This window comes from Citrobacter sp. TBCS-14 (assembly GCF_005280805.1).
GTDB classification, from domain to species: Bacteria; Pseudomonadota; Gammaproteobacteria; order Enterobacterales; family Enterobacteriaceae; genus Citrobacter; species Citrobacter gillenii.
Map to the genome: position 1 here is coordinate 73,454 of NZ_SZWM01000289.1, position 26,145 is coordinate 99,598.

At 54.1% G+C, this 26,145-nt stretch carries 19 protein-coding genes; 18 read left to right on the forward strand and 1 reads right to left on the reverse strand.

The annotated features are described in order from the left end of the window. The first annotated feature begins 1 nt into the window (after nt 1). The 4 genes from fdx to sseB all read left to right on the forward strand — a co-directional run bounded on the left by fdx (nt 2) and on the right by sseB (nt 2,780). On the forward strand, nt 2-337 hold the full coding sequence (gene fdx, locus FDX22_RS12915) for an ISC system 2Fe-2S type ferredoxin (RefSeq protein WP_003037690.1): 336 nt from the start codon (nt 2-4) through the stop codon (nt 335-337). Between the two features lie 11 nt (nt 338-348). Next, the gene (iscX, locus tag FDX22_RS12920; protein ID WP_003037694.1) at nt 349-549 is read left to right on the forward strand and encodes a Fe-S cluster assembly protein IscX; all 201 of its coding nucleotides are present in this window, start codon (nt 349-351) and stop codon (nt 547-549) included. A gap of 61 nt (nt 550-610) precedes the next feature. Next, complete coding sequence (gene pepB / locus FDX22_RS12925) at nt 611-1,894, forward strand: aminopeptidase PepB (RefSeq protein ID WP_146717288.1); 1,284 nt, start codon at nt 611-613, stop codon at nt 1,892-1,894. A gap of 109 nt (nt 1,895-2,003) precedes the next feature. Then, a complete protein-coding gene (sseB, locus tag FDX22_RS12930; RefSeq protein WP_137399750.1) occupies nt 2,004-2,780 on the forward strand; it encodes an enhanced serine sensitivity protein SseB in 777 nt (258 codons plus the stop codon). 98 nt (nt 2,781-2,878) lie between these two features. Here the strand turns inward: sseB and sseA are convergent, their stop codons facing one another. Further along, the gene (sseA, locus tag FDX22_RS12935; protein WP_096756169.1) at nt 2,879-3,724 is read right to left on the reverse strand and encodes a 3-mercaptopyruvate sulfurtransferase; all 846 of its coding nucleotides are present in this window, start codon (nt 3,722-3,724) and stop codon (nt 2,879-2,881) included. Nucleotides 3,725-3,931: 207 nt separating this feature from the next. Here sseA and FDX22_RS12940 point away from each other — a divergent pair, with 207 nt between their 5' ends. The 14 genes from FDX22_RS12940 (at nt 3,932) to FDX22_RS13005 (ending at nt 26,072) form a co-directional block, all read left to right on the forward strand. Further along, complete coding sequence (locus FDX22_RS12940; protein WP_146717289.1) at nt 3,932-8,863, forward strand: alpha-2-macroglobulin; 4,932 nt, start codon at nt 3,932-3,934, stop codon at nt 8,861-8,863. Beyond that, a complete protein-coding gene (pbpC, locus tag FDX22_RS12945; RefSeq protein ID WP_370317203.1) occupies nt 8,864-11,170 on the forward strand; it encodes a peptidoglycan glycosyltransferase PbpC in 2,307 nt (768 codons plus the stop codon). Between the two features lie 137 nt (nt 11,171-11,307). Then, the gene (gene ndk / locus FDX22_RS12950; protein ID WP_044714626.1) at nt 11,308-11,739 is read left to right on the forward strand and encodes a nucleoside-diphosphate kinase; all 432 of its coding nucleotides are present in this window, start codon (nt 11,308-11,310) and stop codon (nt 11,737-11,739) included. A gap of 292 nt (nt 11,740-12,031) precedes the next feature. Beyond that, the gene (locus FDX22_RS12955) at nt 12,032-13,198 is read left to right on the forward strand and encodes a bifunctional tRNA (adenosine(37)-C2)-methyltransferase TrmG/ribosomal RNA large subunit methyltransferase RlmN (RefSeq protein WP_115257784.1); all 1,167 of its coding nucleotides are present in this window, start codon (nt 12,032-12,034) and stop codon (nt 13,196-13,198) included. A gap of 283 nt (nt 13,199-13,481) precedes the next feature. After that, nucleotides 13,482-14,483 carry a cytoskeleton protein RodZ gene (rodZ, locus tag FDX22_RS12960; RefSeq protein ID WP_146717290.1) on the forward strand — a complete coding sequence of 334 codons (1,002 nt, stop codon included), beginning with the start codon at nt 13,482-13,484 and terminating at the stop codon, nt 14,481-14,483. Nucleotides 14,484-14,509: 26 nt separating this feature from the next. After that, on the forward strand, nt 14,510-15,628 hold the full coding sequence (gene ispG / locus FDX22_RS12965) for a flavodoxin-dependent (E)-4-hydroxy-3-methylbut-2-enyl-diphosphate synthase (RefSeq protein ID WP_096756173.1): 1,119 nt from the start codon (nt 14,510-14,512) through the stop codon (nt 15,626-15,628). 110 nt (nt 15,629-15,738) lie between these two features. Beyond that, a complete protein-coding gene (gene hisS, locus FDX22_RS12970) occupies nt 15,739-17,013 on the forward strand; it encodes a histidine--tRNA ligase (protein WP_096756174.1) in 1,275 nt (424 codons plus the stop codon). 13 nt (nt 17,014-17,026) lie between these two features. Next, a complete protein-coding gene (locus FDX22_RS12975; RefSeq protein ID WP_096756175.1) occupies nt 17,027-17,647 on the forward strand; it encodes a YfgM family protein in 621 nt (206 codons plus the stop codon). Between the two features lie 10 nt (nt 17,648-17,657). Then, entirely contained in the window at nt 17,658-18,836 is a 1,179-nt protein-coding gene (gene bamB, locus FDX22_RS12980; RefSeq protein WP_096756176.1) for an outer membrane protein assembly factor BamB, read from the forward strand. A 116-nt stretch (nt 18,837-18,952) separates the two neighbouring features. Then, nucleotides 18,953-20,425 carry a ribosome biogenesis GTPase Der gene (gene der, locus FDX22_RS12985; protein ID WP_115257787.1) on the forward strand — a complete coding sequence of 491 codons (1,473 nt, stop codon included), beginning with the start codon at nt 18,953-18,955 and terminating at the stop codon, nt 20,423-20,425. A 296-nt stretch (nt 20,426-20,721) separates the two neighbouring features. Next, nucleotides 20,722-22,266, forward strand: a complete 1,545-nt coding sequence (locus FDX22_RS12990) for a peptide MFS transporter (protein WP_115257788.1) — start codon at nt 20,722-20,724, stop codon at nt 22,264-22,266. Nucleotides 22,267-22,443: 177 nt separating this feature from the next. Then, nucleotides 22,444-22,665: a zinc ribbon domain-containing protein gene (locus tag FDX22_RS12995; protein ID WP_115257789.1), complete on the forward strand. Its 222-nt coding sequence runs from the start codon at nt 22,444-22,446 to the stop codon at nt 22,663-22,665. A gap of 192 nt (nt 22,666-22,857) precedes the next feature. Beyond that, nucleotides 22,858-25,050, forward strand: a complete 2,193-nt coding sequence (gene sinH, locus FDX22_RS13000) for an intimin-like inverse autotransporter SinH (RefSeq protein ID WP_117343510.1) — start codon at nt 22,858-22,860, stop codon at nt 25,048-25,050. Between the two features lie 56 nt (nt 25,051-25,106). Further along, on the forward strand, nt 25,107-26,072 hold the full coding sequence (locus tag FDX22_RS13005) for a SinI family autotransporter-associated protein (protein ID WP_146717291.1): 966 nt from the start codon (nt 25,107-25,109) through the stop codon (nt 26,070-26,072). Nucleotides 26,073-26,145 lie beyond the last annotated feature (73 nt).

Genomic DNA, 26,145 nt, shown 5'->3' on the forward strand with positions numbered 1-26,145 from the left:
TATGCCAAAGATTGTTATTTTGCCTCATCAGGATCTCTGTCCCGATGGCGCAGTTCTGGAAGCTGAGACCGGTGAGACCATTCTCGACGTTGCCCTGCGTAACGGCATCGAGATTGAACACGCCTGTGAAAAATCCTGTGCCTGCACCACCTGTCACTGCATCGTGCGTGAAGGCTTCGATTCCCTGCCGGAAAGCACGGAAGAAGAAGATGACATGCTGGACAAAGCCTGGGGACTAGAGCCGGAGAGCCGTTTAAGCTGCCAGGCTCGCGTCACCGAAGACGATTTAGTGGTCGAAATCCCACGTTACACAATCAATCATGCGCGTGAGCATTAACAGAGGGTAGTATGGGACTGAAGTGGACCGACAGCCGTGAAATCGGCGAGGCGCTGTACGACGCGTTCCCCGATCTCGATCCCAAGACCGTTCGTTTCACCGATCTGCATCAATGGATCTGTGACCTGGAAGAGTTCGATGATGATCCGCAAGCATCGAACGAAAAAATCCTTGAGGCCATTTTGCTGGTCTGGCTGGACGAAGCTGAATAAGTCAACGGGCTGCCCACGGGTGGCCCGTTTTCCTGTATGCGCGAAAATAAGGATAAATAAAATGACAGAAGCCATGAAAATTACGCTTTCCACGCAGCCTGCTGACACGCGCTGGGGTGAAAAAGCGACTTACAGCATTAACAGTGACGGCATTACCCTACACCTTAATGGAAAAGACGATCTGGGCCTTATCCAGCGCGCCGCGCGGAAAATCGACGGTCTGGGTATCAAACATATTCAGCTGGAAGGCGAAGGCTGGGACACCGAGCGCAGCTGGGCATTCTGGCAGGGCTACAAAGGACCTAAAGGCAGCCGTAAAGTTGAGTGGGCCCCGCTCGACGACGCGCAGCAGAAGGAACTGGATAGCCGCCTGAAAATCATTGACTGGGTACGTGACACCATCAATGCCCCGGCGGAAGAACTCGGCCCGGAACAGCTGGCGCAGCGCGCGGTTGATCTGCTGTGCAGCGTGGCGTGCGATAACGTCTCTTACCGCATCACCAAAGGCGAAGATCTGCGCGAGCAGAATTACATGGGTCTGCACACGGTAGGTCGTGGATCTGAACGTCCACCGGTACTGCTGGCGCTGGACTATAACCCAACCGGTGATAAAACCGCTCCGGTTTACGCCTGCCTGGTCGGCAAAGGGATCACCTTTGACTCCGGCGGTTACAGCATCAAGCAAAGCGCGTTTATGGACTCAATGAAGTCCGATATGGGCGGCGCGGCCACGGTAACGGGCGCACTGGCGTTTGCCATCACTCGCGGTCTGAACAAACGTGTGAAGCTGTATCTGTGCTGTGCGGATAACCTGATCAGCGGCAATGCCTTCAAGCTCGGCGATATCATTCGCTATCGCAACGGCAAAAATGTTGAAGTGATGAACACCGACGCTGAAGGTCGTTTGGTGCTGGCAGATGGCCTGATTGACGCCAGTGCGCAGAAACCGGAATTGATCATCGATGCCGCGACGTTGACCGGTGCGGCGAAAACAGCTCTGGGTAACGATTACCATGCGCTGTTTAGTTTTGATGACCAGCTGGCAGCTCGTCTGATGGCAAGCGCGGCGCAGGAGAATGAACCGTTCTGGCGCCTGCCGTTGGCGGAATTCCACCGTAACCAGTTGCCGTCCAACTTTGCCGAGCTGAACAACACCGGCAGCGCGGCCTATCCTGCGGGCGCAAGCACCGCGGCGGGCTTCCTGTCGCATTTCGTGGAAAACTATCAGCAAGGCTGGCTGCATATCGACTGCTCTGCAACCTATCGCAAGGCACCGGTTGAGCAGTGGTCCGCGGGCGCGACCGGTCTGGGTGTGCGCACCATCGCGAATCTGCTGACTGCCTGAAAGGTGTTTTTGTAGGCCGGGTAAGCGAAGCGCCACCCGGCATTTTGCCTGATGCGACGCGGTGCGTCTTATCAGGCCTACAACCCATATGTACAAAATTTGTGATCTTATGTCCGAAATAAAAAATGAATTAGAAACGTTGCTGGAAAAAGCAGCGACGGAGCCTGCGCATCGTCCGGCCTTTTTCCGCACGTTGCTGGAATCCACCGTCTGGGTTCCGGGTACGGCCGCAGAAGGCGAGGCGGTAGTTGAAGACAGCGCACTGGATCTGCAGCACTGGGAAAAAGAAGACGGCACCACCGTGATCCCGTTTTTCACCTCCCTGGAAGCCCTGCAGCAGGCCGTTGAAGACGAACAGGCGTTTGTTGTGATGCCAGTACGCACACTGTTTGAAATGACGCTGGGTGCGACGCTGTTTCTCAACGCCAAACTGCCGACCGGCAAAGAATTTATGCCGCGTGAAATCAGCCTGCTGCTTGGTGAAGAAGGCAATCCGTTGAGTACCCAGGAAGTGCTGGAAGGCGGCGAGTCGCTGATCCTCTCCGAGGTCGCGGAACCTCCGGCGCAGATGATCGACTCGCTCACGACGCTGTTTAAAACCATTAAACCGGTAAAACGGGCGTTTATCTGCTCGATTAAAGATAGCCCGGATGCCCAGCCTAATCTGCTGATTGGCATTGAAGCCGAGGGCGATATTGAAGAGATTATTCATGCCACGGGCAGCGTAGCGACCGATACGTTACCGGGTGATGAACCGATTGATATCTGCCAGGTGGTGAAAGGTGAGAAAGGGGTCAGCCACTTTATTACCGAACACATCGCGCCGTTCTACGAGCGCCGCTGGGGCGGTTTCCTGCGCGATTTTAAACAGAACCGGATCATCTAAAAGACCTTGCCGAATGGCCACGCATACGTCTTATCCAGCCTACGATTTACACTATTTTGTAGGCCGGATGCGCGACGCGCCATCCGGCATTTCCAGCTTTATAATATCGGTTCTACCGGTAAATCATTGCGTGCACCCCATTCGCTCCATGCCCCGTCATACAGGGCCACGTTAGGGACACCCAGCGTGGTAAGCGCCAGTACCACCACGGCGGCGGTTACGCCGGAGCCGCAGCTGGCGATAATCGGTCTGTCAAAGCTCACGCCGTGGCTAAAGAAGATGGCGTCCAGTTCCTCGGTGGTTTTTAACTCGCCGTCGCGAACCAGTTCGGTCCACGGTACGTTTAGCGCACCGGGAACATGACCGCGCCTCAGGCCAGGACGTGGCTCATCAACTTCCGCATTGAAACGCGCAGCCGGACGCGCATCAACAATCTGTGCGGTTTTTTCATGGCTGGCCAGCAGGACATCGGTCACTCTCACCACGGCTTCCGGCGTAAACGTCGCGTCAAACTCGCCTTCTGACAAATCAACGTTCCCTGCCTGCAGCGGGAATTCATCACGCTGCCAGCTTGCGAAACCGCCCGCCAGAATGGAGACATTTTCCACACCAAACGTGCGCAACATCCACCAGGCGCGCGGGGCAGAAAACAAATTGCCGTCATCGTAAATGACCAGGTGTTTATCCTGATGTACGCCCAGTTCGCGCATGGCTACGGCGAACGCCTCCGGGCGTGGCATCATATGCGGTAATGCTGAGGTATGGTCGGAGAGCGCTTCGATATCAAAAAAGACCGCGCCAGGGATATGGCCAGCGCGATACTCCTCGCCAACATCACGATCTTCCTGCCCTGGAGGCGCCATCCGGGCATCAAGAATCTGTATTTCCGGATCGTCAATGTGTTCGACAAGCCAGTCGGCAGCGACAAAGAAGGCGGTGGTCATAGGCATCTCCATTTTTACCAGGTTTCGGCAAATTGTCGGCTGTTTACCGTCAAGGGACAAGTAAAAGAGGCTGATTTGTCAGGGTTGATCGACATTATTCACGAAAATTCAGATAACGTTGATTGGTTACAGACTTCCACATCCTGAAATCTCACGCATAATAGGGGTTCTACGTAGCTAACGGGCCGCTCAGGCCAGGGATGAAAAATGAAATATTTACGCGTAGCGGCTTGTATGCTGATGCTTGCGCTGGCGGGGTGCGATAATAATGATAAGCCGTCGACGGACGCGAAAAATGATACGCCTGCCTCACAGACCTCGTCGGTAAAAGATCCGGCGCAATTACACAAGCTGACACAGCAAAGTCAGGGTAAACCGTTGACGCTACTGGATGCCTCCGAAGTCCAGTTAGACGGCGCGGCGACGCTGGTGCTGACGTTCTCCATCCCCCTCGATCCTGACCAAGATTTTTCTCGCGTACTGCACGTTGTCGATAAAAAAAGCGGCAAAGTGGACGGGGCCTGGGAATTGGCGCCCAACCTGAAAGAGCTACGCTTACGTCATCTGGAGCCCAACCGCGAACTGGTGGTGACTATTGAGCGCGATTTACTGGCGCTGAATAAGGCGACGTTTGGCACTGAATATGAAAAAAACATCACCACTCGCGATGTCCAGCCGAGCGTCGGATTTGCCAGTCGTGGCTCGCTGTTGCCAGGCAAAGTGATCGAAGGCCTGCCGGTGATGGCGCTGAACGTCAACAGCGTGGATGTGAATTTCTTTCGCGTGAAGCCGGAGTCGCTTGGCGCGTTTATCAGCCAGTGGGAATACCGCAACTCATTGTCTAACTGGGAATCCGACAACCTGCTGAAAATGGCAGAGCTGGTTTATACCGGGCGCTTTGACCTTAATCCGGCACGCAATACCCGTGAGAAACTGCTGCTGCCGCTGGGCGAAATCAAGCCGTTGCAGCAGGCGGGGGTGTACGTTGCGGTGATGAACCAGGCCGGGCAATACAATTACAGCAATGCTGCCACGCTATTTACGCTCAGCGATATTGGCGTATCCGCACACCGTTACCACAATCAGCTGGATGTCTTTACCCAGAGCCTGGAAAACGGCGCTGCGCAGCAGGGTATAGATGTTACCTTGCTCAATGAGAAAGGGCAGACGCTGGCGCAGGCGACCAGCGATGCGCAGGGACACGTGAAGCTCGAGACGGATAAAGACGCCGCCATATTGCTGGCGCGTAAAGACGGGCAAACCACGCTGCTGGACCTGAAATTACCGGCGCTGGATCTGGCTGAATTTGATATCGCGGGGGCACCGGGATACAGCAAACAGTTCTTTATGTTCGGTCCGCGCGATCTCTATCGTCCCGGTGAAACGGTGATCCTCAACGGATTACTGCGCGACAGCGATGGCAAAACGTTGCCCGATCAGCCGGTGAAGCTGGAAGTCGTTAAGCCCGATGGGCAGGTATTACGCACGGTGGTCAGCCAGCCCGAAAACGGTCTGTACCGTCTGACCTGGCCGCTGGACAGCAGTGCGCCAACCGGTATGTGGCATATTCGCGCCAACACCGGCGATAACCGCTCACGGATGTGGGATTTCCACGTCGAAGATTTTATGCCCGAGCGGATGGCGCTCAACCTCACTGCCAATAAAATGCCGATTACACCGGCTGACGATGTGAAGTTTTCGGTGGTGGGTTACTACCTGTACGGTGCGCCTGCGAATGGTAATGCTCTGCAAGGTCAGCTATTCCTGCGACCACAGCGTGAAGCGGTGTCTGCATTGCCGGGATTCCAGTTTGGCAATATTGCTGAAGAGAATCTCTCCCGCAGTCTGGATGAAGTTCAGCTGACGCTGGATGAAAACGGTCGTGGCGAAGTCACAACCAGCAGTCAGTGGCAGGAAGCTCACTCGCCGTTACAGGTCATTTTGCAGGCCAGCCTGCTGGAGTCGGGTGGCCGTCCGGTGACCCGTCGGGTAGAACAGGCTATCTGGCCTGCAGATACCCTGCCGGGTATTCGCCCGCAATTCGCAGCCAAAGCCGTTTATGATTACCGCACCGATACCACGGTGAATCAGCCGATCGTTGATGAAGACAGCAACGCCGCGTTTGATATTGTTTATGCCGATGCAAAAGGCGAGAAAAAAGCGGTTTCCGGCTTGCAGGTGCGGTTGATCCGCGAACGTCGGGATTACTATTGGAACTGGTCTGAAGGAGAGGGCTGGCAGTCGCAGTTCGATCAAAAGGATCTGGTCGAAGGCGAGCAAACACTGGATCTTACCGCTGATGAAACCGGTAAGATCAGCTTCCCGGTGGAGTGGGGCGCTTACCGTCTGGAAGTGAAAGCACCCAACGATACGGTGAGCAGCGTGCGCTTCTGGGCCGGATACAGCTGGCAGGATAACAGCGACGGCAGCGGGGCGGTGCGCCCGGATCGTGTCACTCTGAAGCTGGATAAACCCAATTATCGTCTTGGCGACACCATGAAGTTGCACATTGCCGCGCCTGCTGCCGGTAAAGGCTATGCAATGGTGGAATCCAGCGAAGGCCCGCTGTGGTGGCAAGAGATCGATGTCCCTGCAAATGGTCTGGATCTCTCTATTCCGGTCGACAAAACCTGGAACCGCCATGACCTCTATCTTAGCGCGTTGGTGATCCGCCCTGGCGACAAATCCCGTTCGGCTACGCCAAAACGCGCGGTCGGGTTACTGCATTTGCCGCTTGGCGATGAAAATCGTCGCCTGGATTTGACGCTGGAAAATCCGGCTAAAATGCGCCCGAATCAACCGTTGACCGTTAACATGAAAGCCAGTGTCAAAAATGGTGACGTGCCTAAACAGGTTAACGTCCTGGTCTCCGCTGTAGACAGCGGGGTGTTGAATATCACCGATTACGCTACCCCGGATCCGTGGCAGGCATTTTTTGGCCAGAAACGCTATGGCGCGGATATTTATGATATTTACGGCCAGGTAATCGAAGGGCAAGGGCGTTTGGCGGCACTGCGTTTCGGTGGCGATGGTGATGAGCTAAAACGCGGCGGCAAACCGCCGGTTAATCACGTCAATATCGTGGCGCAACAGGCGCTGCCGGTCACGCTCAACGAGAAAGGTGAGGGCACGGTAACGTTGCCGATTGGCGATTTTAACGGTGAACTGCGGGTGATGGCGCAGGCCTGGACCGCAGATGACTTTGGCAGTAGCGAGAGTAAAGTGATCGTCGCTGCACCGGTGATCGCGGAACTGAATATGCCACGCTTTATGGCCGGCGGTGATACCTCGCGCCTGACGCTGGACGTCACCAATCTGACAGATAGGCCGCAGACGCTGAATATTCAGCTTACCGCCAGCGGCTTAGTGTCACTGATGGGCCAAAACCCTGCCCCGGTGGATCTGGCACCTGGCGTGCGTACCACGTTGTTTATTCCAGTACGGGCACTGGAGGGATTCGGCGATGGTGAGATTCAGGCCGTTATTAGTGGTTTGACGCTGCCAGGTGAAACGCTCCCCGTTCAACATAAACAGTGGAAGATTGGCGTGCGTCCGGCGTTCCCGGCGCAAACTCTCAATAGCGGCGTGGCGCTGCAAGCCGGTGAAACCTGGCAGTTACCGGACGGGGAACTGACCAACTTCTCCCCGGCAACGGTGCAGGGGCAACTGCTGTTCAGCGGCAAGCCGCCGCTGAATCTGGCACGCTATGTTCGCGAATTGAAAGCCTATCCTTACGGCTGCCTGGAGCAGACTGCCAGCGGATTATTCCCGTCGTTGTATACCAACGCCGCACAGTTGAAGGCGTTGGGTATAGCGGGTGATAGCGATGAAAAACGCCGCATGGCGGTTGAAATAGGTATTTCCCGGTTACTGCAAATGCAGCGTGACGATGGGGGATTTGCGCTGTGGGATAAGAACGGGCCGGAAGAGTACTGGCTGAGTGCCTATGTCATGGACTTCCTCGTCCGGGCAAATGAACAGGGCTACAGCGTCCCGAGCGAGGTGATCAACCGGGGCAATGCGCGTCTGCTGCGTTATTTACAGGATCCGGGCATGATGTCGATTCGCTACACCGACGACACCGCAGCCAGCCGGTTTGCCGTACAGGCCTATGCCGCGCTGGTACTGGCCCGTCAGCAGAAAGCGCCGCTGGGCGCATTGCGTGAGATCTGGGAACGTCGAGCTCAGGCCGCCTCTGGCCTGCCGCTGCTGCAATTGGGCATTGCGCTGAAAAACATGGGCGATGCGAATCGCAGTGAACAGGCGCTGACGTTGGCACTCAATACGCCGCGCCGAGATACGCAGCAGTGGATGGCGGATTACGGCAGTCAGCTACGCGACAACGCGCTGATGCTGGCCTTGCTGGAAGAGAATAAACTGAAACCCGACGTGCAAAATACATTGCTGAATACGCTGTCGGAGCAGGCTTTCGGTCAGCGCTGGCTCTCCACGCAGGAGAATAATGCGCTGTTCCTTGCTGCCCGTACGCTGCAGGATCTGCCGGGCACGTGGCAGGCGCAGACCTCTCTCTCTGAACAACCGCTGGCGGGTGATAAATCGCAAACCCGAAATCTGGATGCGGAACAATTAGCGACGCTGGCGGTGACCAACACGGGTAATCTGCCGCTGTGGCTGCGTCTGGACGTCAGCGGCTATCCGCAAAGCTCACCGCAGCCTGCTAGCAATGTACTGCTCATTGAACGTCAGGTGCTGGGCACCGATGGGCAGAGTAAATCGCTCTCGTCTCTGCACAGCGGCGAGCTGGTGCTGGTCTGGTTGACGGTTAGGGCCAGCCAGAATGTTCCGGATGCGCTGGTGGTCGATCTTCTGCCTGCTGGTCTGGAACTGGAAAACCAGAATCTGGCCAACGGTAGCGCCAGCCTGCAGGATAGCGGCAGCGAAGTGGCGAATTTGCTTAATCAAATGCAGCAAGCGGATATCCAGCACGTTGAATTCCGCGACGATCGCTTTGTCGCGGCGGTGGCAGTCAACGAAGGGCAACCGGTCACGCTGGTGTATCTGGCGCGCGCGGTCACACCGGGGACGTATCAGGTACCTGTACCCCAGGTGGAATCGATGTATGTTCCGCAGTGGCGTGCCACCGGCACGGCTGAGGGTCCGCTGATTGTCAGACCGTAAATGATGCATCGGTGGGTTAAACGCAGCGGCTGGCTGGTAGCCGCTGCGTTGCTGACAGGGGCAGCAGTGTGGACGGCAGATAGAATCTGGCCGTTGCCGCTGCATGAGGTTAATCCTGCGCGAGTAGTGGTGGCTCAGGACGGGACGCCGCTGTGGCGCTTTGCCGACGCGGACGGTATCTGGCGTTATCCGGTCACGCTTGAAGAGGTCTCGCCCCGTTATCTTGAGGCGCTCATTAACTACGAAGATCGCTGGTTCTGGAAACATCCCGGCGTCAATCCGTTTTCTGTGCTTCGCGCCGCCTGGCAGGATCTCACCTCCGGGCGCGTGGTCTCCGGAGGCAGTACGCTCACCATGCAGGTGGCGAGGCTGCTCGACCCACATCCGCGCACTTTTGGCGGTAAGTTTCGCCAGCTCTGGCGTGCATTACAATTGGAATGGCATCTCTCCAAACGCGATATCCTGACGCTGTATCTTAACCGCGCGCCGTTTGGTGGGACGCTGCAAGGCGTTGGTGCCGCAAGCTGGGCGTATCTGGGTAAATCACCGGCACAACTCAGCTACTCCGATGCCGCGTTGCTGGCTGTACTGCCGCAGGCGCCGAGCCGTCTGCGTCCGGACCGTTGGCCGGATCGGGCGCAAGCCGCGCGCAATAAAGTGCTCGATCGCATGGCGACGCAGGGCGTCTGGTCGGCAAAACAGGCGCAGGAATCACGCGAAGAACCGGTCTGGCTGGCACCGAGGCAGATGCCGCAATTGGCGCCGTTATTCTCACGCATGATGCTGAACAAAAGCAGCAGCAACAAAATTGTCACCACGCTGGACGCCGGGCTGCAACGTCAACTGGAGGAGATGGCGCAAAACTGGAAGGGGCGGCTTCCGGCGCGCAGTTCGCTGGCGATGATTGTGGTCGACCATACCGATATGCGCGTACGTGGCTGGGTGGGCTCGGTGGATATGAATGACGACACCCGCTTTGGGCATGTGGATATGGTGAGCGCGATCCGCTCGCCGGGATCGGTGCTGAAGCCCTTTGTCTATGGACTCGCGTTGGAGGATGGACTGGTTCACCCGGCCTCATTATTGCAGGATGTACCGCGGCGTACCGGGGATTATCGTCCGGGGAATTTTGACAGCGGTTTTCATGGCCCGGTAAGCATGAGCGAGGCGCTGGTGCGCTCGCTGAATCTGCCGGCAGTCCAGGTACTGGAAGCCTACGGCCCGAAACGTTTTGCCGCCAGGCTGCGTAACGTGGGGTTACCGTTGTATTTACCGGCAGGGGCTGCGCCAAATCTGTCACTGATCCTCGGGGGCGCGGGAGCCAGGCTTGAGGATATGGTCGCGGCGTACAGCGCCTTTGCCCGTCAGGGAAAAGCAGGAAAGCTCCGTCTGCAGCCGGAAGACCCGCTGCTGGAACGCCCGCTGATGTCCGCTGGTGCGGCGTGGATTATCCGGCGGATTATGGCGGACGACGCGCAACCCCTGCCGGATAACGCCCTGAGTCGTGTGGTACCGCTGGCGTGGAAAACGGGCACCAGCTACGGCTATCGCGATGCGTGGGCGATTGGCGTTAACTCACGTTACGTGATTGGCATCTGGACCGGCAGACCCGACGGCACGCCGGTGGTGGGGCAATTTGGTTTTGCCAGCGCTGTGCCTTTGCTGAATCAGGTTAACAACCTGCTGCTGGCGCGTGGAACAAACCAGCCTGAAGACCCGCGACCAGAGTCGGTCAGCCGGGGCGTGGTGTGCTGGCCGGGTGGGCAATTTTTGCCCAACGGGGACGGTAACTGTCGTCGTCGTTTAGCCACCTGGCTATTGGACGGTAGCCAGCCGCCTACGCTGTTATTACCCGAGCAGGAAGGGGTTAACGGTATTCGTTTTCCCGTCTGGTTAGATGCGTCAGAAAAACGCGTGGCGCCAGACTGCCCGCAAGCGCGGGAACAGACGTTAATTGTCTGGCCGTTGCCGCTGGAGCCCTGGCTGCCGCCATCCGAGCGGCGAGCCGCTCGGCTACCGCCAGTTTCCGCAACCTGCCCGCCGTTGGGGCAGGACGCTTCTTTACCGCTGCAGTTGACAGGCGTTCGCGATGGCGCGATTGTGAAACGCTTACCCGGTTCACCAGCGGTCTCCGTGCCGCTACAAACCAGCGGTGGGACAGGTGAACGCTGGTGGTTTCTTAACGGTGAGCGGCTGGAAGAACGTGGGCGGAGTCTGACCCTGCGCTTAACGGTCGCAGGAGAGTACCAGCTGTTGGTTATGGATGACGGCGGGCAGGTTGCCACGGTGAGATTTGCTTTGCAGTAGACCAGTCTGATGTTATTTGTTGCTGAAATTCATCTTATTTTAAAGAAATGTTACCTTCATCAATAGTCAATTGCCGGGATGCTCTTTATAATCCGCGCCAGGTAAACCACAACAAAACAATTTTTTCAGAGGTAATCATGGCTATTGAACGTACTTTTTCCATCATCAAACCAAATGCGGTGGCAAAAAACGTTATTGGAAGCATCTTCGCACGCTTTGAATCAGCAGGGTTCAAAATTGTGGGGACTAAAATGCTGCACCTGACCGTTGAACAGGCGCGTGGCTTCTATGCCGAGCACGACGGCAAACCGTTCTTTGATGGCTTGGTTGAATTCATGACCTCTGGTCCGATCGTTGTTTCCGTTCTGGAAAGCGAAAACGCCGTTCAGCGTCACCGCGATCTGCTGGGTGCAACCAACCCGGCGAATGCGCTGGCAGGTACGCTGCGTGCAGATTACGCTGACAGCTTCACCGAGAACGGCACCCACGGTTCCGACTCCGTCGAATCTGCGGCGCGTGAAATCGCCTATTTCTTTGGCGAAGGCGAGGTTTGCCCGCGTACTCGCTGATCTCCTGCGTCTTTCACGTCGCCGATGCGTTGGCTGCGTTCGTTTACCCCGGTCACATAGTTTTCTATGCTCCCGGGGATGCTCGAACTTGCCGTCTTCCTGCGACGCGAAATCCTTTGGAGATGAATTAGCATTTACATATTATTTTCGCTAATGCTTCGTGCAAACGTGGCATCCCTGCGCCAGACTTTGTACAATGCAACGCCCCGGAAGAGCAGACCGCTTGCCGGGGCGTTTCTTTTTATCAACCCTCCACGGGCCATAACGTGTAACAACGAGGCCGGAAAAAATTATGTCTGAATTAGTTAACACCTCTGAAGTCGTCATTGCTGCGGTTCCAAATAAAAATGGAAAAATTAACCTGCTGGATCTGAACCGTCAGCAGATGCGCGAATTCTTCAAAGAGATGGGCGAAAAGCCGTTTCGTGCCGATCAGGTCATGAAATGGATGTACCACTATTGCAGCGACAACTTTGATGACATGACTGACATCAACAAAGTGCTGCGCAACAAACTGAAAGAAGTCGCTGAAATTCGCGCCCCGGAAGTGGTGGAAGAGCAGCGTTCGTCTGACGGCACCATCAAATGGGCCATTGCCGTTGGCGACCAGCGCGTAGAAACTGTGTATATCCCGGAAGACGATCGCGCCACCCTGTGTGTGTCTTCACAGGTCGGCTGTGCATTAGAGTGTAAATTCTGCTCTACGGCGCAACAGGGCTTTAACCGTAACCTGCGGGTGTCGGAAATCATCGGCCAGGTCTGGCGCGCGGCGAAAATCGTCGGTGCGGTGAAGGCAACGGGCGTGCGTCCTATCACCAACGTGGTCATGATGGGCATGGGCGAACCGTTGTTGAACCTGACCAACGTGGTTCCGGCGATGGAAATCATGCTTGATGACTTCGGTTTTGGGCTGTCAAAACGTCGTGTTACGCTGTCTACTTCCGGCGTGGTCCCTGCACTGGATAAGCTGGGCGACATGATTGACGTTGCGTTGGCGATTTCCCTGCATGCGCCGAACGATGAAATCCGTGACGAAATCGTGCCGATCAACAAAAAGTACAATATTGCTACGTTCCTTGAGTCGGTACGTGGCTACATTTCGAAGTCGAACGCCAACCAGGGCCGCGTCACCATCGAATATGTGATGTTAGATCACATTAACGACGGTACCGAGCACGCGCATCAGCTGGCGGAGCTGCTGAAAGATACGCCGTGTAAGATTAACCTGATCCCATGGAACCCGTTCCCGGGCGCGCCGTACGGACGGAGTTCTAACAGCCGTATCGATCGTTTCTCCAAAGTGTTGATGGGCTATGGTTTCACGACCATCGTGCGTAAAACACGCGGCGACGATATTGATGCAGCCTGCGGTCAGCTGGCGGGTGACGTCATTGACCGTACCAAGCGTACTCTGCGCAAGCGCATGCAGGGTGATGCTATCGACATCAAGACCGTTTGATGTTGGTGCACTACGGTATAATTAATGTACCGTAGTGCAATGTAAGTGACATACGGTCATTTGTTATACTCGTCAGGTCAATATTAACGGTGCGTTTTCGTCGACTTTAAGGCAGTATGTAGCGGCCCAACAAGAGTTTAGCCCTCAGGTTTACGCTGTTTTGTCATTGATAGTCTGACCGTTTTATACTGTCTGACCAAGGTTAACTGACCAGATGTTTCGCGGTGTGGGTGAGCATTGTGGCTCACCGGCGCCAGAGCCCATATTTACGCAGCTGTAGCGAATGAATACTGAAGCCACGCACGACAAAAATGAAGCACTCTCCACCGGCGTTCGCCTGCGCAATGCCCGTGAACAACTCGGATTCAGCCAACAGGCCGTCGCGGAACGACTGTGCCTGAAGGTCTCCACGGTACGCGATATTGAAGAAGATAAGGCGCCAGCCGATCTCGCTTCAACGTTTCTGCGCGGGTATATCCGTTCCTATGCGCGTTTGGTGCATATTCCTGAAGAAGAACTGTTGCCAGGGCTGGAAAAACAGGCTCCGATTCGCCCAGCCAAAGTGGCGCCGATGCAGAGTTTCTCGCTCGGTAAGCGCCGCAAAAAGCGTGATGGCTGGTTAATGACCTTTACCTGGCTGGTACTGTTTGTCGTGGTTGGACTTACTGGCGCCTGGTGGTGGCAGAATCATAAAGCGCAGCAGGAAGAGATCACCACGATGGCCGATCAATCCTCCGCTGAGCTAAATGCGGGTAAAGACAGTGCCCAGAGCGTGCCGTTAGATACCAGCGCTGCGGCAAGTCAGGATATGACTCCCCCCGCGCCGGATGATGGCGCGGCGGCAGACGCAGCGTCAGCACCTGACGCTGCCACAGTGCCAGCAGCTGCTGCAGATGCGCAACAGAATGCGGTAGTGGCACCGTCTCAGGCCAACGTAGACACAGCGACAACGGCGCCAACCTCACCGGCTACGGCGGCACCTTTGCCGACCGATCAAGCGGGTGTGACAACACCTGCCGCCGATCCTAACGCGCTGGTGATGAATTTTACCGCCGACTGCTGGCTGGAAGTCAGTGATGCGACCGGTAAAAAACTGTTTAGCGGTATGCAGCGTAAAGATGGCACGTTAAATCTTGTCGGCCAGGCACCGTACAAACTGAAAATTGGTGCACCGGCAGCAGTGCAGATTCAGTTCCAGGGTAAACCTGTCGACCTGAGTCGTTTTATCAGAACTAACCAGGTTGCGCGTCTGACCGTAAATGCCGAACAACCAGCGGCTCAGTAACAGACGGCAATGCGGGAGATTTTTTAATGCATAATCAGGCTCCAATTCAACGTAGAAAATCGACACGCATTTACGTTGGGAATGTGCCGATTGGTGATGGCGCGCCCATCGCCGTACAGTCTATGACCAATACGCGGACCACGGATGTGGCGGCGACGGTCAATCAAATCAAAGCGCTGGAACGCGTTGGGGCTGACATTGTCCGAGTCTCTGTACCGACAATGGATGCTGCAGAAGCGTTCAAGCTTATCAAACAGCAAGTCACAGTCCCGCTGGTTGCCGATATTCACTTTGACTACCGTATCGCGCTGAAAGTAGCGGAATACGGCGTCGACTGTCTGCGTATCAACCCAGGCAATATCGGTAATGAAGAGCGTATTCGCATGGTGGTGGACTGCGCTCGCGATAACAACATTCCTATCCGCATCGGCGTTAACGCCGGATCGTTGGAAAAAGATCTGCAGGAAAAATACGGCGAACCCACGCCGCAGGCGCTGCTGGAATCAGCTATGCGTCATGTGGATCATCTCGATCGTCTGAACTTCGACCAGTTCAAAGTGAGCGTTAAAGCCTCTGATGTGTTCCTTGCCGTTGAATCTTATCGTCTGTTAGCCAAACAGATCGATCAGCCGCTGCATCTGGGGATCACCGAAGCCGGTGGCGCACGCAGCGGATCGGTGAAGTCCGCGATTGGCCTGGGTTTGCTGTTGTCAGAAGGGATCGGCGATACGCTGCGCGTTTCTCTGGCGGCCGATCCGGTAGAAGAGATCAAAGTAGGCTTCGATATTCTGAAATCGCTGCGCATTCGCGCGCGCGGGATCAACTTTATCGCCTGCCCAACCTGTTCTCGTCAGGAGTTTGACGTCATCGGCACGGTTAACGCGCTGGAGCAACGTCTGGAAGACATCATCACGCCAATGGACGTTTCGATCATCGGCTGTGTGGTAAACGGTCCTGGTGAAGCGTTGGTTTCCACGCTCGGCGTGACGGGTGGCAACAAGAAAAGCGGCCTGTATGAAGACGGTGTACGTAAGGATCGTATCGATAACGACGATATGATTACCCAGCTAGAAGCCCGTATTCGTGCCAAAGCCAGCATCCTGGACGAAGCGCGTCGAATTGACGTGCAGCAGGTTGAAAAATAACAACGTGATGGGAAGCGGCGTGCTTCCCGTGTATGATTGAACCCGCATGGCGCCCGCATTGTTCGGGTTAGCGCTGAGGGTTCATTTTTATATCCATAAAGAGAATAAACGTGGCAAAAAACATTCAAGCCATTCGCGGCATGAACGATTATCTGCCTGGCGAAACCGCCATCTGGCAGCGCATTGAAGGCACTCTTAAAAACGTGCTCGGCAGCTACGGTTACAGTGAAATCCGCTTGCCGATTGTAGAGCAGACCCCGTTATTCAAACGCGCGATCGGTGAAGTGACCGACGTGGTTGAAAAAGAGATGTACACCTTTGAGGACCGTAATGGCGATAGCCTGACTTTGCGTCCTGAAGGAACGGCTGGCTGCGTACGTGCCGGCATCGAACATGGTCTCCTGTACAATCAGGAACAGCGTCTGTGGTATATCGGACCGATGTTCCGCCACGAGCGCCCGCAAAAAGGTCGCTATCGCCAATTCCATCAGCTGGGTGTCGAAGTGTTTGGCCTGCAAGGCCCGGACATTGATGCTGAGCTGATTATGCTGACCGCTCGCTGGTGGCGTGCACTGGGTATTTCTCAGCATGTTAGCCTTGAACTGAACTCCATCGGTTCTCTGGAAGCCCGTGCTAACTACCGAGATGCATTGGTGGCGTACCTGGAACAGCATAAAGACAAACTGGACGAAGATTGCAAGCGTCGCATGTATACCAACCCGCTGCGTGTACTCGATTCCAAAAATCCGGAAGTGCAGGCGCTGCTCAACGACGCTCCGGCGCTGGGCGACTACCTGGATGAGGATTCACGCGCGCATTTCGCCGGTCTGTGTACGCTGCTGGAGTCAGCAGGTATTGCTTACACCGTTAACCAACGACTGGTTCGTGGTCTCGACTACTACAACCGTACCGTATTTGAGTGGGTCACCAGCAGCCTGGGCTCGCAGGGTACCGTGTGTGCGGGCGGTCGTTATGACGGTCTGGTCGAGCAACTTGGCGGTCGTGCTACGCCAGCGGTTGGCTTCGCGATGGGTCTGGAACGACTTGTTTTGTTAGTTCAGGCAGTTAATCCGGAATTTATTGCTTCTCCTGTTGTCGATATATACCTGATCGCTTCAGGTACAGATACGCAGTCGGCGGCAATGGCGCTGGCTGAACGTCTGCGCGATGAAGTTCCGGGCGTAAAACTAATGACAAACCACGGTGGCGGCAACTTTAAGAAACAGTTTGCTCGCGCCGATAAGTGGGGCGCTCGCGTTGCACTGGTACTGGGTGAGTCCGAAGTGGCTGACGGTACTGTTGTAGTGAAGGATTTGCGCACTGGTGAGCAAACGGCAGTAGCGCAGGATAGCGTTGCCGCGCATTTGCGCACTTTGACTTGCTAAGGAGAAGGACAGCGTGGAAATTTACGAGAACGAAAACGACCAGGTTGATGCGGTAAAACGCTTCTTTGCCGAAAATGGCAAAGCGCTGGTGGTTGGGGTTATTTTAGGGGTTGGCGCACTGGTTGGCTGGCGTTACTGGACCAGCCATCAGACGGAGTCCACACGCTCTGCTTCTCTGGCGTATCAAAATACAGTGACTGCGGTCAGTGCGGGTAAGCAGGACAGCATTCCTGCCGCAGAGAAATTTGCCGCAGAGAACAAAAATACCTACGGCGCGTTAGCGTCGATGGAACTGGCGCAGCAGTTTGTTGATCAAAACGAACTTGAGAAAGCCGCTACCCAGTTGCAACAAGGACTGGCGGCGACCAGCGATGAGAATCTCAAAGCGGTGATTAATCTGCGTCTTGCGCGTGTGCAAGTTCAGCTTAAACAAGCGGATACCGCGCTGAAAACGCTCGACACCATTAAAGGTGAAGGGTGGGCGGCCATTGTCGCCGATCTGCGTGGCGAAGCGTTGCTGAGCAAAGGCGATAAACAAGGCGCGCGTAGCGCATGGGAAGCGGGTGTAAAAAGCGAAGCCTCTCCTGCTCTGAGCGAAATGATGCAGATGAAAATCAATAATTTGTCCATCTGAGAGGGACCCGATGCAATTGCGTAAATTACTTCTGCCAGGGCTGCTTTCCGTTACCCTATTAAGCGGCTGTTCACTGTTTGGTGGCGAAGAAGATGTCGTTAAGATGTCCCCATTACCGGTGGTTGAAAACCAGTTTACTCCGTCTACAGCCTGGAGCACGTCTGTAGGTAACGGTATTGGTGATTTCTATTCCAATCTTCATCCTGCGCTGGCAGATAACGTTGTCTATGCGGCGGATCGTACAGGCGTCGTTAAAGCTCTGAACGCGGATGATGGCAAAGAAGTCTGGTCCGTCAATCTGGCGGAAAAAGACGGCTGGTTCTCTAGAGTCTCTGCACAGCTTTCTGGTGGTGTGACGGTTTCCGGTGGTCACGTCTATATCGGCAGCGAAAAAGCCCAGGTTTATGCGCTTAATACCAGCGACGGTACTATTGCCTGGCAGACTCGTGTTGCCGGTGAAGCGCTGTCTCGCCCGGTGGTGAGTGATGGTGTGGTATTGATTCACACCAGCAACGGTCAACTGCAGGCGTTAAACGAAGCTGACGGTGCCGTCAAATGGACCGTCAACCTGGATATGCCATCGCTTTCGTTACGCGGCGAATCAGCCCCGGCTAGCGCTTTTGGTGCGGCGATTGTCGGCGGTGATAACGGTCGCGTGAGCGCTGTGCTGATGCAACAGGGCCAGATGATTTGGCAGCAACGTATTTCTCAGGCGACCGGTCCAACAGAAATCGATCGTCTGAGTGATGTTGACACCACGCCGGTTATCGTTAATGGCGTTGTGTACGCCCTGGCTTATAATGGTAACCTGACGGCGCTGGATCTGCGCAGCGGCCAGGTTATGTGGAAACGTGAACTCGGCTCGGTGAATGATTTCATCGTCGATGGCAATCGTATCTATCTGGTAGATCAGAATGACCGCGTGCTGGCGTTAACCACTGACGGCGGCGTAACGCTGTGGACGCAGAGCGATCTGCTTCACCGTCTGCTGACGTCTCCGGCGCTGTATAATGGCAATCTGGTTGTCGGCGATAGCGAAGGCTATCTGCACTGGATTAACATTGATGATGGCCGCTTTGTGGCCCAGCAGAAAGTTGACAGCTCCGGTTTCCTGACCGAGCCAGTATCGGCTGATGGTAAACTGCTGATCCAGGCGAAAGACGGTACGCTGTATTCCATTACGCGTTAATCGTCCTGCCGCTCGCTTTGAAAAACGGCTCCTGGTGCAGGGGCCGTTTTCCTGTTTTTAACAATGGCGTAAAAATACGTCCGTTGTCTGATGATTTTTTAAATGAGGCTTTAAACATGGTACCTGTGGTCGCGCTTGTCGGGCGCCCTAACGTTGGCAAATCCACGTTATTTAACCGTCTAACTCGCACCCGAGATGCGCTGGTTGCGGATTTCCCGGGTCTGACTCGTGACCGTAAGTACGGTCGTGCTGAGATTGAAGGACGCGAGTTTATCTGTGTTGATACCGGCGGTATTGATGGCACCGAAGACGGGGTCGAAACCCGCATGGCTGCACAGTCGCTGCTAGCCATCGAAGAAGCGGATGTTGTGCTGTTCATGGTTGATGCGCGTGCTGGCCTGATGCCGGCAGATGAAGCCATCGCCAAACATCTGCGTTCGCGCCAAAAACCGACTTTCCTGGTCGCCAACAAAACTGACGGACTCGATCCGGATCAGGCGGTGGTTGATTTTTATTCGCTGGGGTTAGGTGAAATTCACCCGATCGCAGCTTCTCACGGTCGTGGTGTTCTCAGCCTGCTGGAGCACGTTCTGCTGCCGTGGATGGATGACGTAGCGCCGCAGGAAGAAGTGGATGAAGACGCGGAATACTGGGCGAAGCTGGAAGCCGAAGAAAACGGTGAAGAAGAGCCTGAAGACGACTTCAATCCGCAGGATCTGCCAATCAAACTGGCGATTGTCGGGCGTCCGAACGTCGGTAAGTCCACACTCACTAACCGTATTCTCGGCGAAGACCGCGTGGTGGTTTACGATATGCCGGGAACCACGCGTGACAGTATTTATATCCCGATGGAACGTGACGGTCGCGAATATGTGCTGATCGACACTGCAGGCGTGCGTAAGCGCGGAAAAATTACCGAAGCGGTAGAAAAATTCTCCGTTATCAAGACGCTGCAGGCGATTGAAGACGCCAACGTGGTGATGCTGGTGATTGATGCCCGCGAAGGTATTTCCGATCAGGATCTGTCGCTACTGGGCTTTATTCTCAATAGTGGGCGCTCACTTGTCATCGTCGTCAACAAGTGGGACGGCCTGACCCAGGAAGTGAAAGAGCAGGTTAAAGAGACGCTGGACTTCCGTCTGGGCTTTATCGATTTTGCCCGCGTGCACTTTATCTCTGCGCTGCACGGCAGTGGTGTGGGTAATCTGTTTGAGTCAGTGCGTGAAGCGTATGACAGCTCAACCCGCCGCGTCAGTACCGCGATGCTGACCCGCATCATGACCATGGCGACAGAAGATCACCAGCCGCCGCTGGTGCGCGGTCGTCGTGTGAAGTTGAAATATGCGCATGCTGGTGGCTATAACCCACCAATTGTGGTGATTCACGGCAACCAGGTTAAAGACCTGCCTGATTCCTACAAACGTTATCTTATGAACTACTTCCGTAAGTCGCTGGAAGTGATGGGTACACCGATCCGTATTCAGTTCAAAGAAGGGGAAAACCCGTATGCGAATAAGCGTAATACGTTGACGCCAACACAAATGCGCAAGCGTAAGCGTTTGATTCAACATATTAAAAAAAGTAAGTAACCCTTGCTGATTATGAAAACCCGCGCTTGTCGCGGGTTTTTTTCGTCTGTTTATAGTCCTGTGTGTCTGTATAATGTCAATGACTATTCTTTTTTGACCAAGTTTAAATCTAAGAAAGTAGACAATTGTCGAATTTTCATCTTAAAGTGCAGGGGTTGGTACTAGACAAAACTGGCTCCAGACCCTCAAATGGCTAATTAACTTTTCGCTACCTGTAAAAAAATCGACCAGATACATAACTGGCCGGCGTACAGCGTGGTGTTTACTCGCACAACACATATCTTTTCAGGAGAATTATGCAACCGTCTACTCAACCACAAGAAAGCCGAACGTTCTTCGGCCATCCCTATCCGCTAGGCTCGCTATTTTTCACGGAGATGTGGGAGCGTTTTTCGTTTTACGGCATCCGTCCGTTACTGATCTTATTTATGGCAGCCACCGTTTATGACGGTGGAATGGGGCTGGCGCGTGAAAATGCCTCTGCGATTGTCGGTATCTTTGCCGGTACCATGTATCTCGCTGCACTGCCGGGGGGCTGGCTGGCGGATAACTGGCTCGGCCAGCAGAAAGCGGTGTGGTATGGCTCTATTCTGATTGCGCTCGGCCACCTGTCGATTGCGCTCTCTGCCATTATGGGTAACAACCTGTTCTTTATCGGCCTAATGTTCATCGTGCTGGGTTCTGGTCTGTTTAAGACCTGTATTTCGGTCATGGTCGGTACGCTGTATAAAAAAGGCGATGCGCGCCGTGATGGCGGTTTCTCGCTGTTCTATATGGGTATCAACATCGGTTCATTCATAGCACCGTTGATCTCAGGCTGGCTGATTAAAACGCATGGCTGGCACTGGGGTTTTGGTATTGGCGGTATCGGGATGCTGGTAGCTTTGATTATCTTCCGTATCTTTGCCGTACCGGCGATGAAACGTTACGATAGCGAAGTGGGGCTGGACTCCACCTGGAACAACCCGGTAGCGAAGAAAAACGGTGTCGGGGCGTGGTTACTCGCGCTGGCTGCGGGTGTGGCCGTCGTTGTTACGCTGATTGCGCAGGGTGTGATTGTGATTAACCCGGTTGCGGTAGCCAGCATGCTGGTGTACGTGATTGCGGCATCCGTCGCCTGTTATTTCATCTACTTGTTTGTCTTTGCGGGCCTGAACCGTAAAGAACGCGCCAGACTGCTGGTCTGCTTTATATTGCTGGTTTCTGCGGCGTTTTTCTGGTCTGCGTTTGAGCAGAAACCGACTTCGTTTAACCTGTTTGCCAACGACTACACTAACCGTATGATCGGGGACTTTGAAATCCCGGCCGTGTGGTTCCAGTCGATTAACGCCCTGTTTATCATCCTGCTTGCGCCGGTATTCAGTTGGGCGTGGCCTAAACTTGCGAGCATGAACATTCGCCCAAGCAGTATCACCAAGTTTGTTATCGGCATTCTCTGTGCGGCGGCAGGCTTTGGCATAATGATGCTGGCGGCGCAGGATGTGCTGACAAATGGCGGCGCGGGCGTTTCTCCATTCTGGCTGGTGGGCAGTATCCTGATGCTGACGCTCGGCGAACTGTGCCTGAGCCCAATTGGTCTGGCGACCATGACGCTGCTGGCGCCAGAAAGAATGCGTGGTCAGATGATGGGGCTGTGGTTCTGTGCAAGCGCGCTGGGTAACCTGGCCGCAGGCCTGATTGGTGGTCACGTGAAGGCTGACCAGTTGGATATGCTGCCAGACCTGTTTGCGCGTTGCTCCATTGCGCTGCTTATCTGCGCCGCGGTCCTGATCGTCCTCATTGTTCCGATCCGCCGTATGCTGGAAAATACCCAGACTAAACCGGCAGCTAACGCGAAGTAATCTCTCCATTTCGCCGGGGTGGCGTTATGCCCCGGCAATCCAGCCCATACCACACCATCCCCTGTTTATCACTACCGCATCTTTGCACCATTTGAGGTGTCCGCATCGGCGTCGGTCTCATTCATTCGGTGAATCGTGTTAAAATCCAGACAGTGAAAATTATCTCAAGGAGTTATCATGTCGGTTACTTGCCCGGATTGTCATACACCAGTAGAGCCACAAAACGGAGCGGCGCACTGCGAAAACTGTCATAAAGATATTCAGCTTGAAGCGCGTTGTCCGGAGTGTCATCAGCAACTCCAGATATTAAAAGCCTGCGGTGCTGTGGACTACTTTTGTCCGCATGGGCATGGACTTATTTCGAAGAAACGCGTCGAATTTTTCATTAATAATAATTAAAAGTAAATTTAGAGTTTCTAATTTGCCTACTTATTTTTATGTCTGATATTATCGATAGTAGGCAATATTTAGAATGTTTATATATTCATTCGCGTAATGAATTGATATTTACATTGTAAGCCGGAGTGAATTTCTCGATATAAAACAATATTATATTTTAGTTATTGCGATAAACTCAAGGATGGTTGTCGTATGGCGCAATGGATGCGCATTCTCATACTCGTGTTACTTTATGGTGGCGTTGTTTCAGCCTCAGGCACCAGTGTATCTCCAGTAGCTGAAAAAGTGAGTGAAACCTCATTACCTGATTTAGCCAGTGACTCAGCGCAAAAAAAAGAACAAGAGAATCTCGGAAAATCATATACAGAAAAAAGCGCTGACTATTTTATTAATTCTGCCACGCAAGGGTTTGATAATCTAACACCAGAAGCGCTTGAATCTCAGGCCCGTAGCTATTTTCAGGGGCAAATGACTTCGTCTGCACAATCTGGAATTGAATCATTAATGTCGCCCTATGGCAAAGTGCGTACCAACCTGGCAATTGGTGAAGGGGGGGATCTGGAAGGTAGTTCGCTGGATTATTTTGTTCCCTGGTACGATACCCAAAGCACATTGTTTTTTAGTCAGTTTTCAGCCCAGCGAAAAGAAGATCGTACCATTGGTAACGTGGGGTTCGGCGTGCGTCAGAATGTAGGGGCGTGGTTGCTGGGGAGCAACGTGTTTTATGACTACGATTTTACGCGTGGTCACCGCCGTCTGGGTTTAGGTGGCGAGGCGTGGACCGATTTTCTGCGTTTTTCCGGAAACTATTACCATCCTCTGTCGGACTGGAAAGATTCCGAAGATTTTGAGTTTTACGAAGAACGTCCGGCTCAAGGCTGGGACGTGCGGACAGAGGCGTGGCTACCATTCTATCCGCAGCTTGGCGGCAAACTGATTTATGAGCAGTATTATGGTGATGAGGTCGCGCTGTTCGGGACAGATAACCTGCAAAAAAATCCGCACGCTGTGACCGTTGGAATGAGTTACACACCGGTTCCTTTACTTACGCTGGCGGCAGATTATAAGGCTGGTACGGGAGACAATACTGACTTAAGCGTAACGGCATCAATGACCTACCAGTTTGGTACCCCGCTGGCAGCACAGCTTGATCCCGAAAATGTGAAAACCCAACACTCGTTGGCTGGAAGCCGCACCGATTTTGTCGATCGTAATAACTTTATCGTTCTGGAATACCGCGAAAAGGATCCGCTGGATGTCACTCTGTGGCTGAAAGCCGATGAAACCAACGAAAACCCAGAATGTGTCATTCAGGACAAACCGGAAGCCGGTATTGGCCTGGAGAAATGTAAATGGACGATCAACGCGCTCATTAACCATCGCTATAAAATTATTACAGCCTCATGGCAGGCGAAAAACAACGCCAACCGCACGCTGGTGATGCCGGTGGTAAAAGCGAACATGCTCACAGAAGGTAACAATAACCGCTGGAATTTGGTGCTACCAGCGTGGATCAATGCCAGCACAGAAGAAGAACGTACGACGTTGAATACCTGGAAAGTCCGCATCACCCTGGAAGATGATAAGGGGAACAAACAGAACTCGGGCATTGCGGAAATTACCGTGCAGCAGGACCGCCGGATTGAGCTGGTTGTCGATAATATCGCTGATGCCGATCGTACCGATCACAGCCACGCTGCCAGTGCACAGGCTGATGGTGCTGATGGCGTGGTGCTGGACGTGCTGTTAACCGATTCGAATGGTGATACCACCGACCGTAATGGCAACGAGCTGGTTGATGACGTAATGACCCCTGAGCTGTACGACAGCAATGATAAAAAAGTCGCGCTGTCGACGACGGCGTGTACTGTAGAAAACCCCTGTGTATTTATCGCTAATCGAGACAAAACGGCGGGTACGGTTACGTTGTCGAGTACGTTGCCGGGAACCTACCGCTGGAAAGCAAATACGGATGTTTATGGCGACAGTAACTATGTTGACGTTACCTTTCTGGGAAGTGACTCCGGTGGTGTCAGCGGTATCATCTATCAAGTAAAAGCCGCACAGCCGGTCAATTTGATGGGCAAAGAACAACAACACCCCACGCTCAATAATACCTACCGCTTCGCGCTTTGGCGTGATGCCAACAGCGATAGCGTATTCCAGATGTCAGAGCAGCTGACGGAAGAAGAAATGGCGCAGTATGACTACCAGTGGGAGTTCACTGGGCAGAGCACGCATGGGCATACCGGCGCCGAGTCAAATACCACCAATGAAGATCTAGTTCTTCCTGCAACCAACAAAGAGGCCGCGCAGAAATTTGGCGCGAATGTCCAGGATGGCGTTCAGGGATACGGCATACGGGTTTCGTATAGCCAGAAATAGCACAGCGTAGTGGCTGAGCGGCCAATCGCTGAAACATAAAGAAAAGGAGAGTCTTAATGCAGCAAATCGTAAAACGTCGACTAACTAAGGTCGCTCTGGCACTGGTAGTCGCAGGATATTGTTCCGTTCCGGCTATGGCGGCAAATGGCAATCTTAAGAGTGGACAATGGCAGATTGTTTCCGACAGCACGGGGACGATTCAGGGGACTGTACCGTGGATCACTCGCGCGGCAGATAAAACTACAGATACCGACAAAGATCATGTGACGGTCACTGTCGAACGCGCTAGTCGTACGGTCATCAGCGAAGGTGACAAGCAGTTCCACGTGGGCGATAAGGTGACGCTCAACTGGGCGATTGGCGATACGGAAGGTGACCTTGACGCCAACAATACCGCCACCAAAGCGACAATGGTTTGGGTGCGTTCTAAGAACCAGGATGGTTCGGATGCGGCAGAGATTAGCGGAACAACCGGGCAGGATAGCTATACCATTCAGGCTGATGATGCCGACTATTATCTCGGTATCAAAATGACACCAACCACCACCACCGGGGATCCCAACGCTGCCACCGTACTGCTGCTCGGTGACCTTTCTACCAATGCGGGTGGCGGTGCGGACGATGATGATATTCCGGAAGGTCCAGTGGTTGATGAAAACGTGAAAGTGGTGGTTTACGAGGCAGGTTCGACGACTAACCTGTTGGGTACGGCGACTACGCTTAAAACCAATACCACCTATAAAGTTCTGCTGTGGAAAGATAAAAACAGTAACGGCACCTACGATACCGGTGAAGACGTTACCAGCGATTACAACTACCGCTGGAAATTTACCGGCAACAGTAAGCAACTGGGCGCGGCGGGCGGTCTTGTCAGCAGTACCTATAACAACACCGATCTGGTGGTTCCGGTTACCAATGCCGAAGCGAAGAGTGCCTTCGACAACGGCGAAAGCGGTGGTGTTACCCTTGGCAACGATGGCGTGCAGGGTTACGGACTGTCCATCGATTATCAACGCAAATAATACTTACCCGACCATCCCTGCAAAGGGATGGTCTTTTCCGCGTCTTTTGCTTAGCTAACGGTTAAGCAAAAGA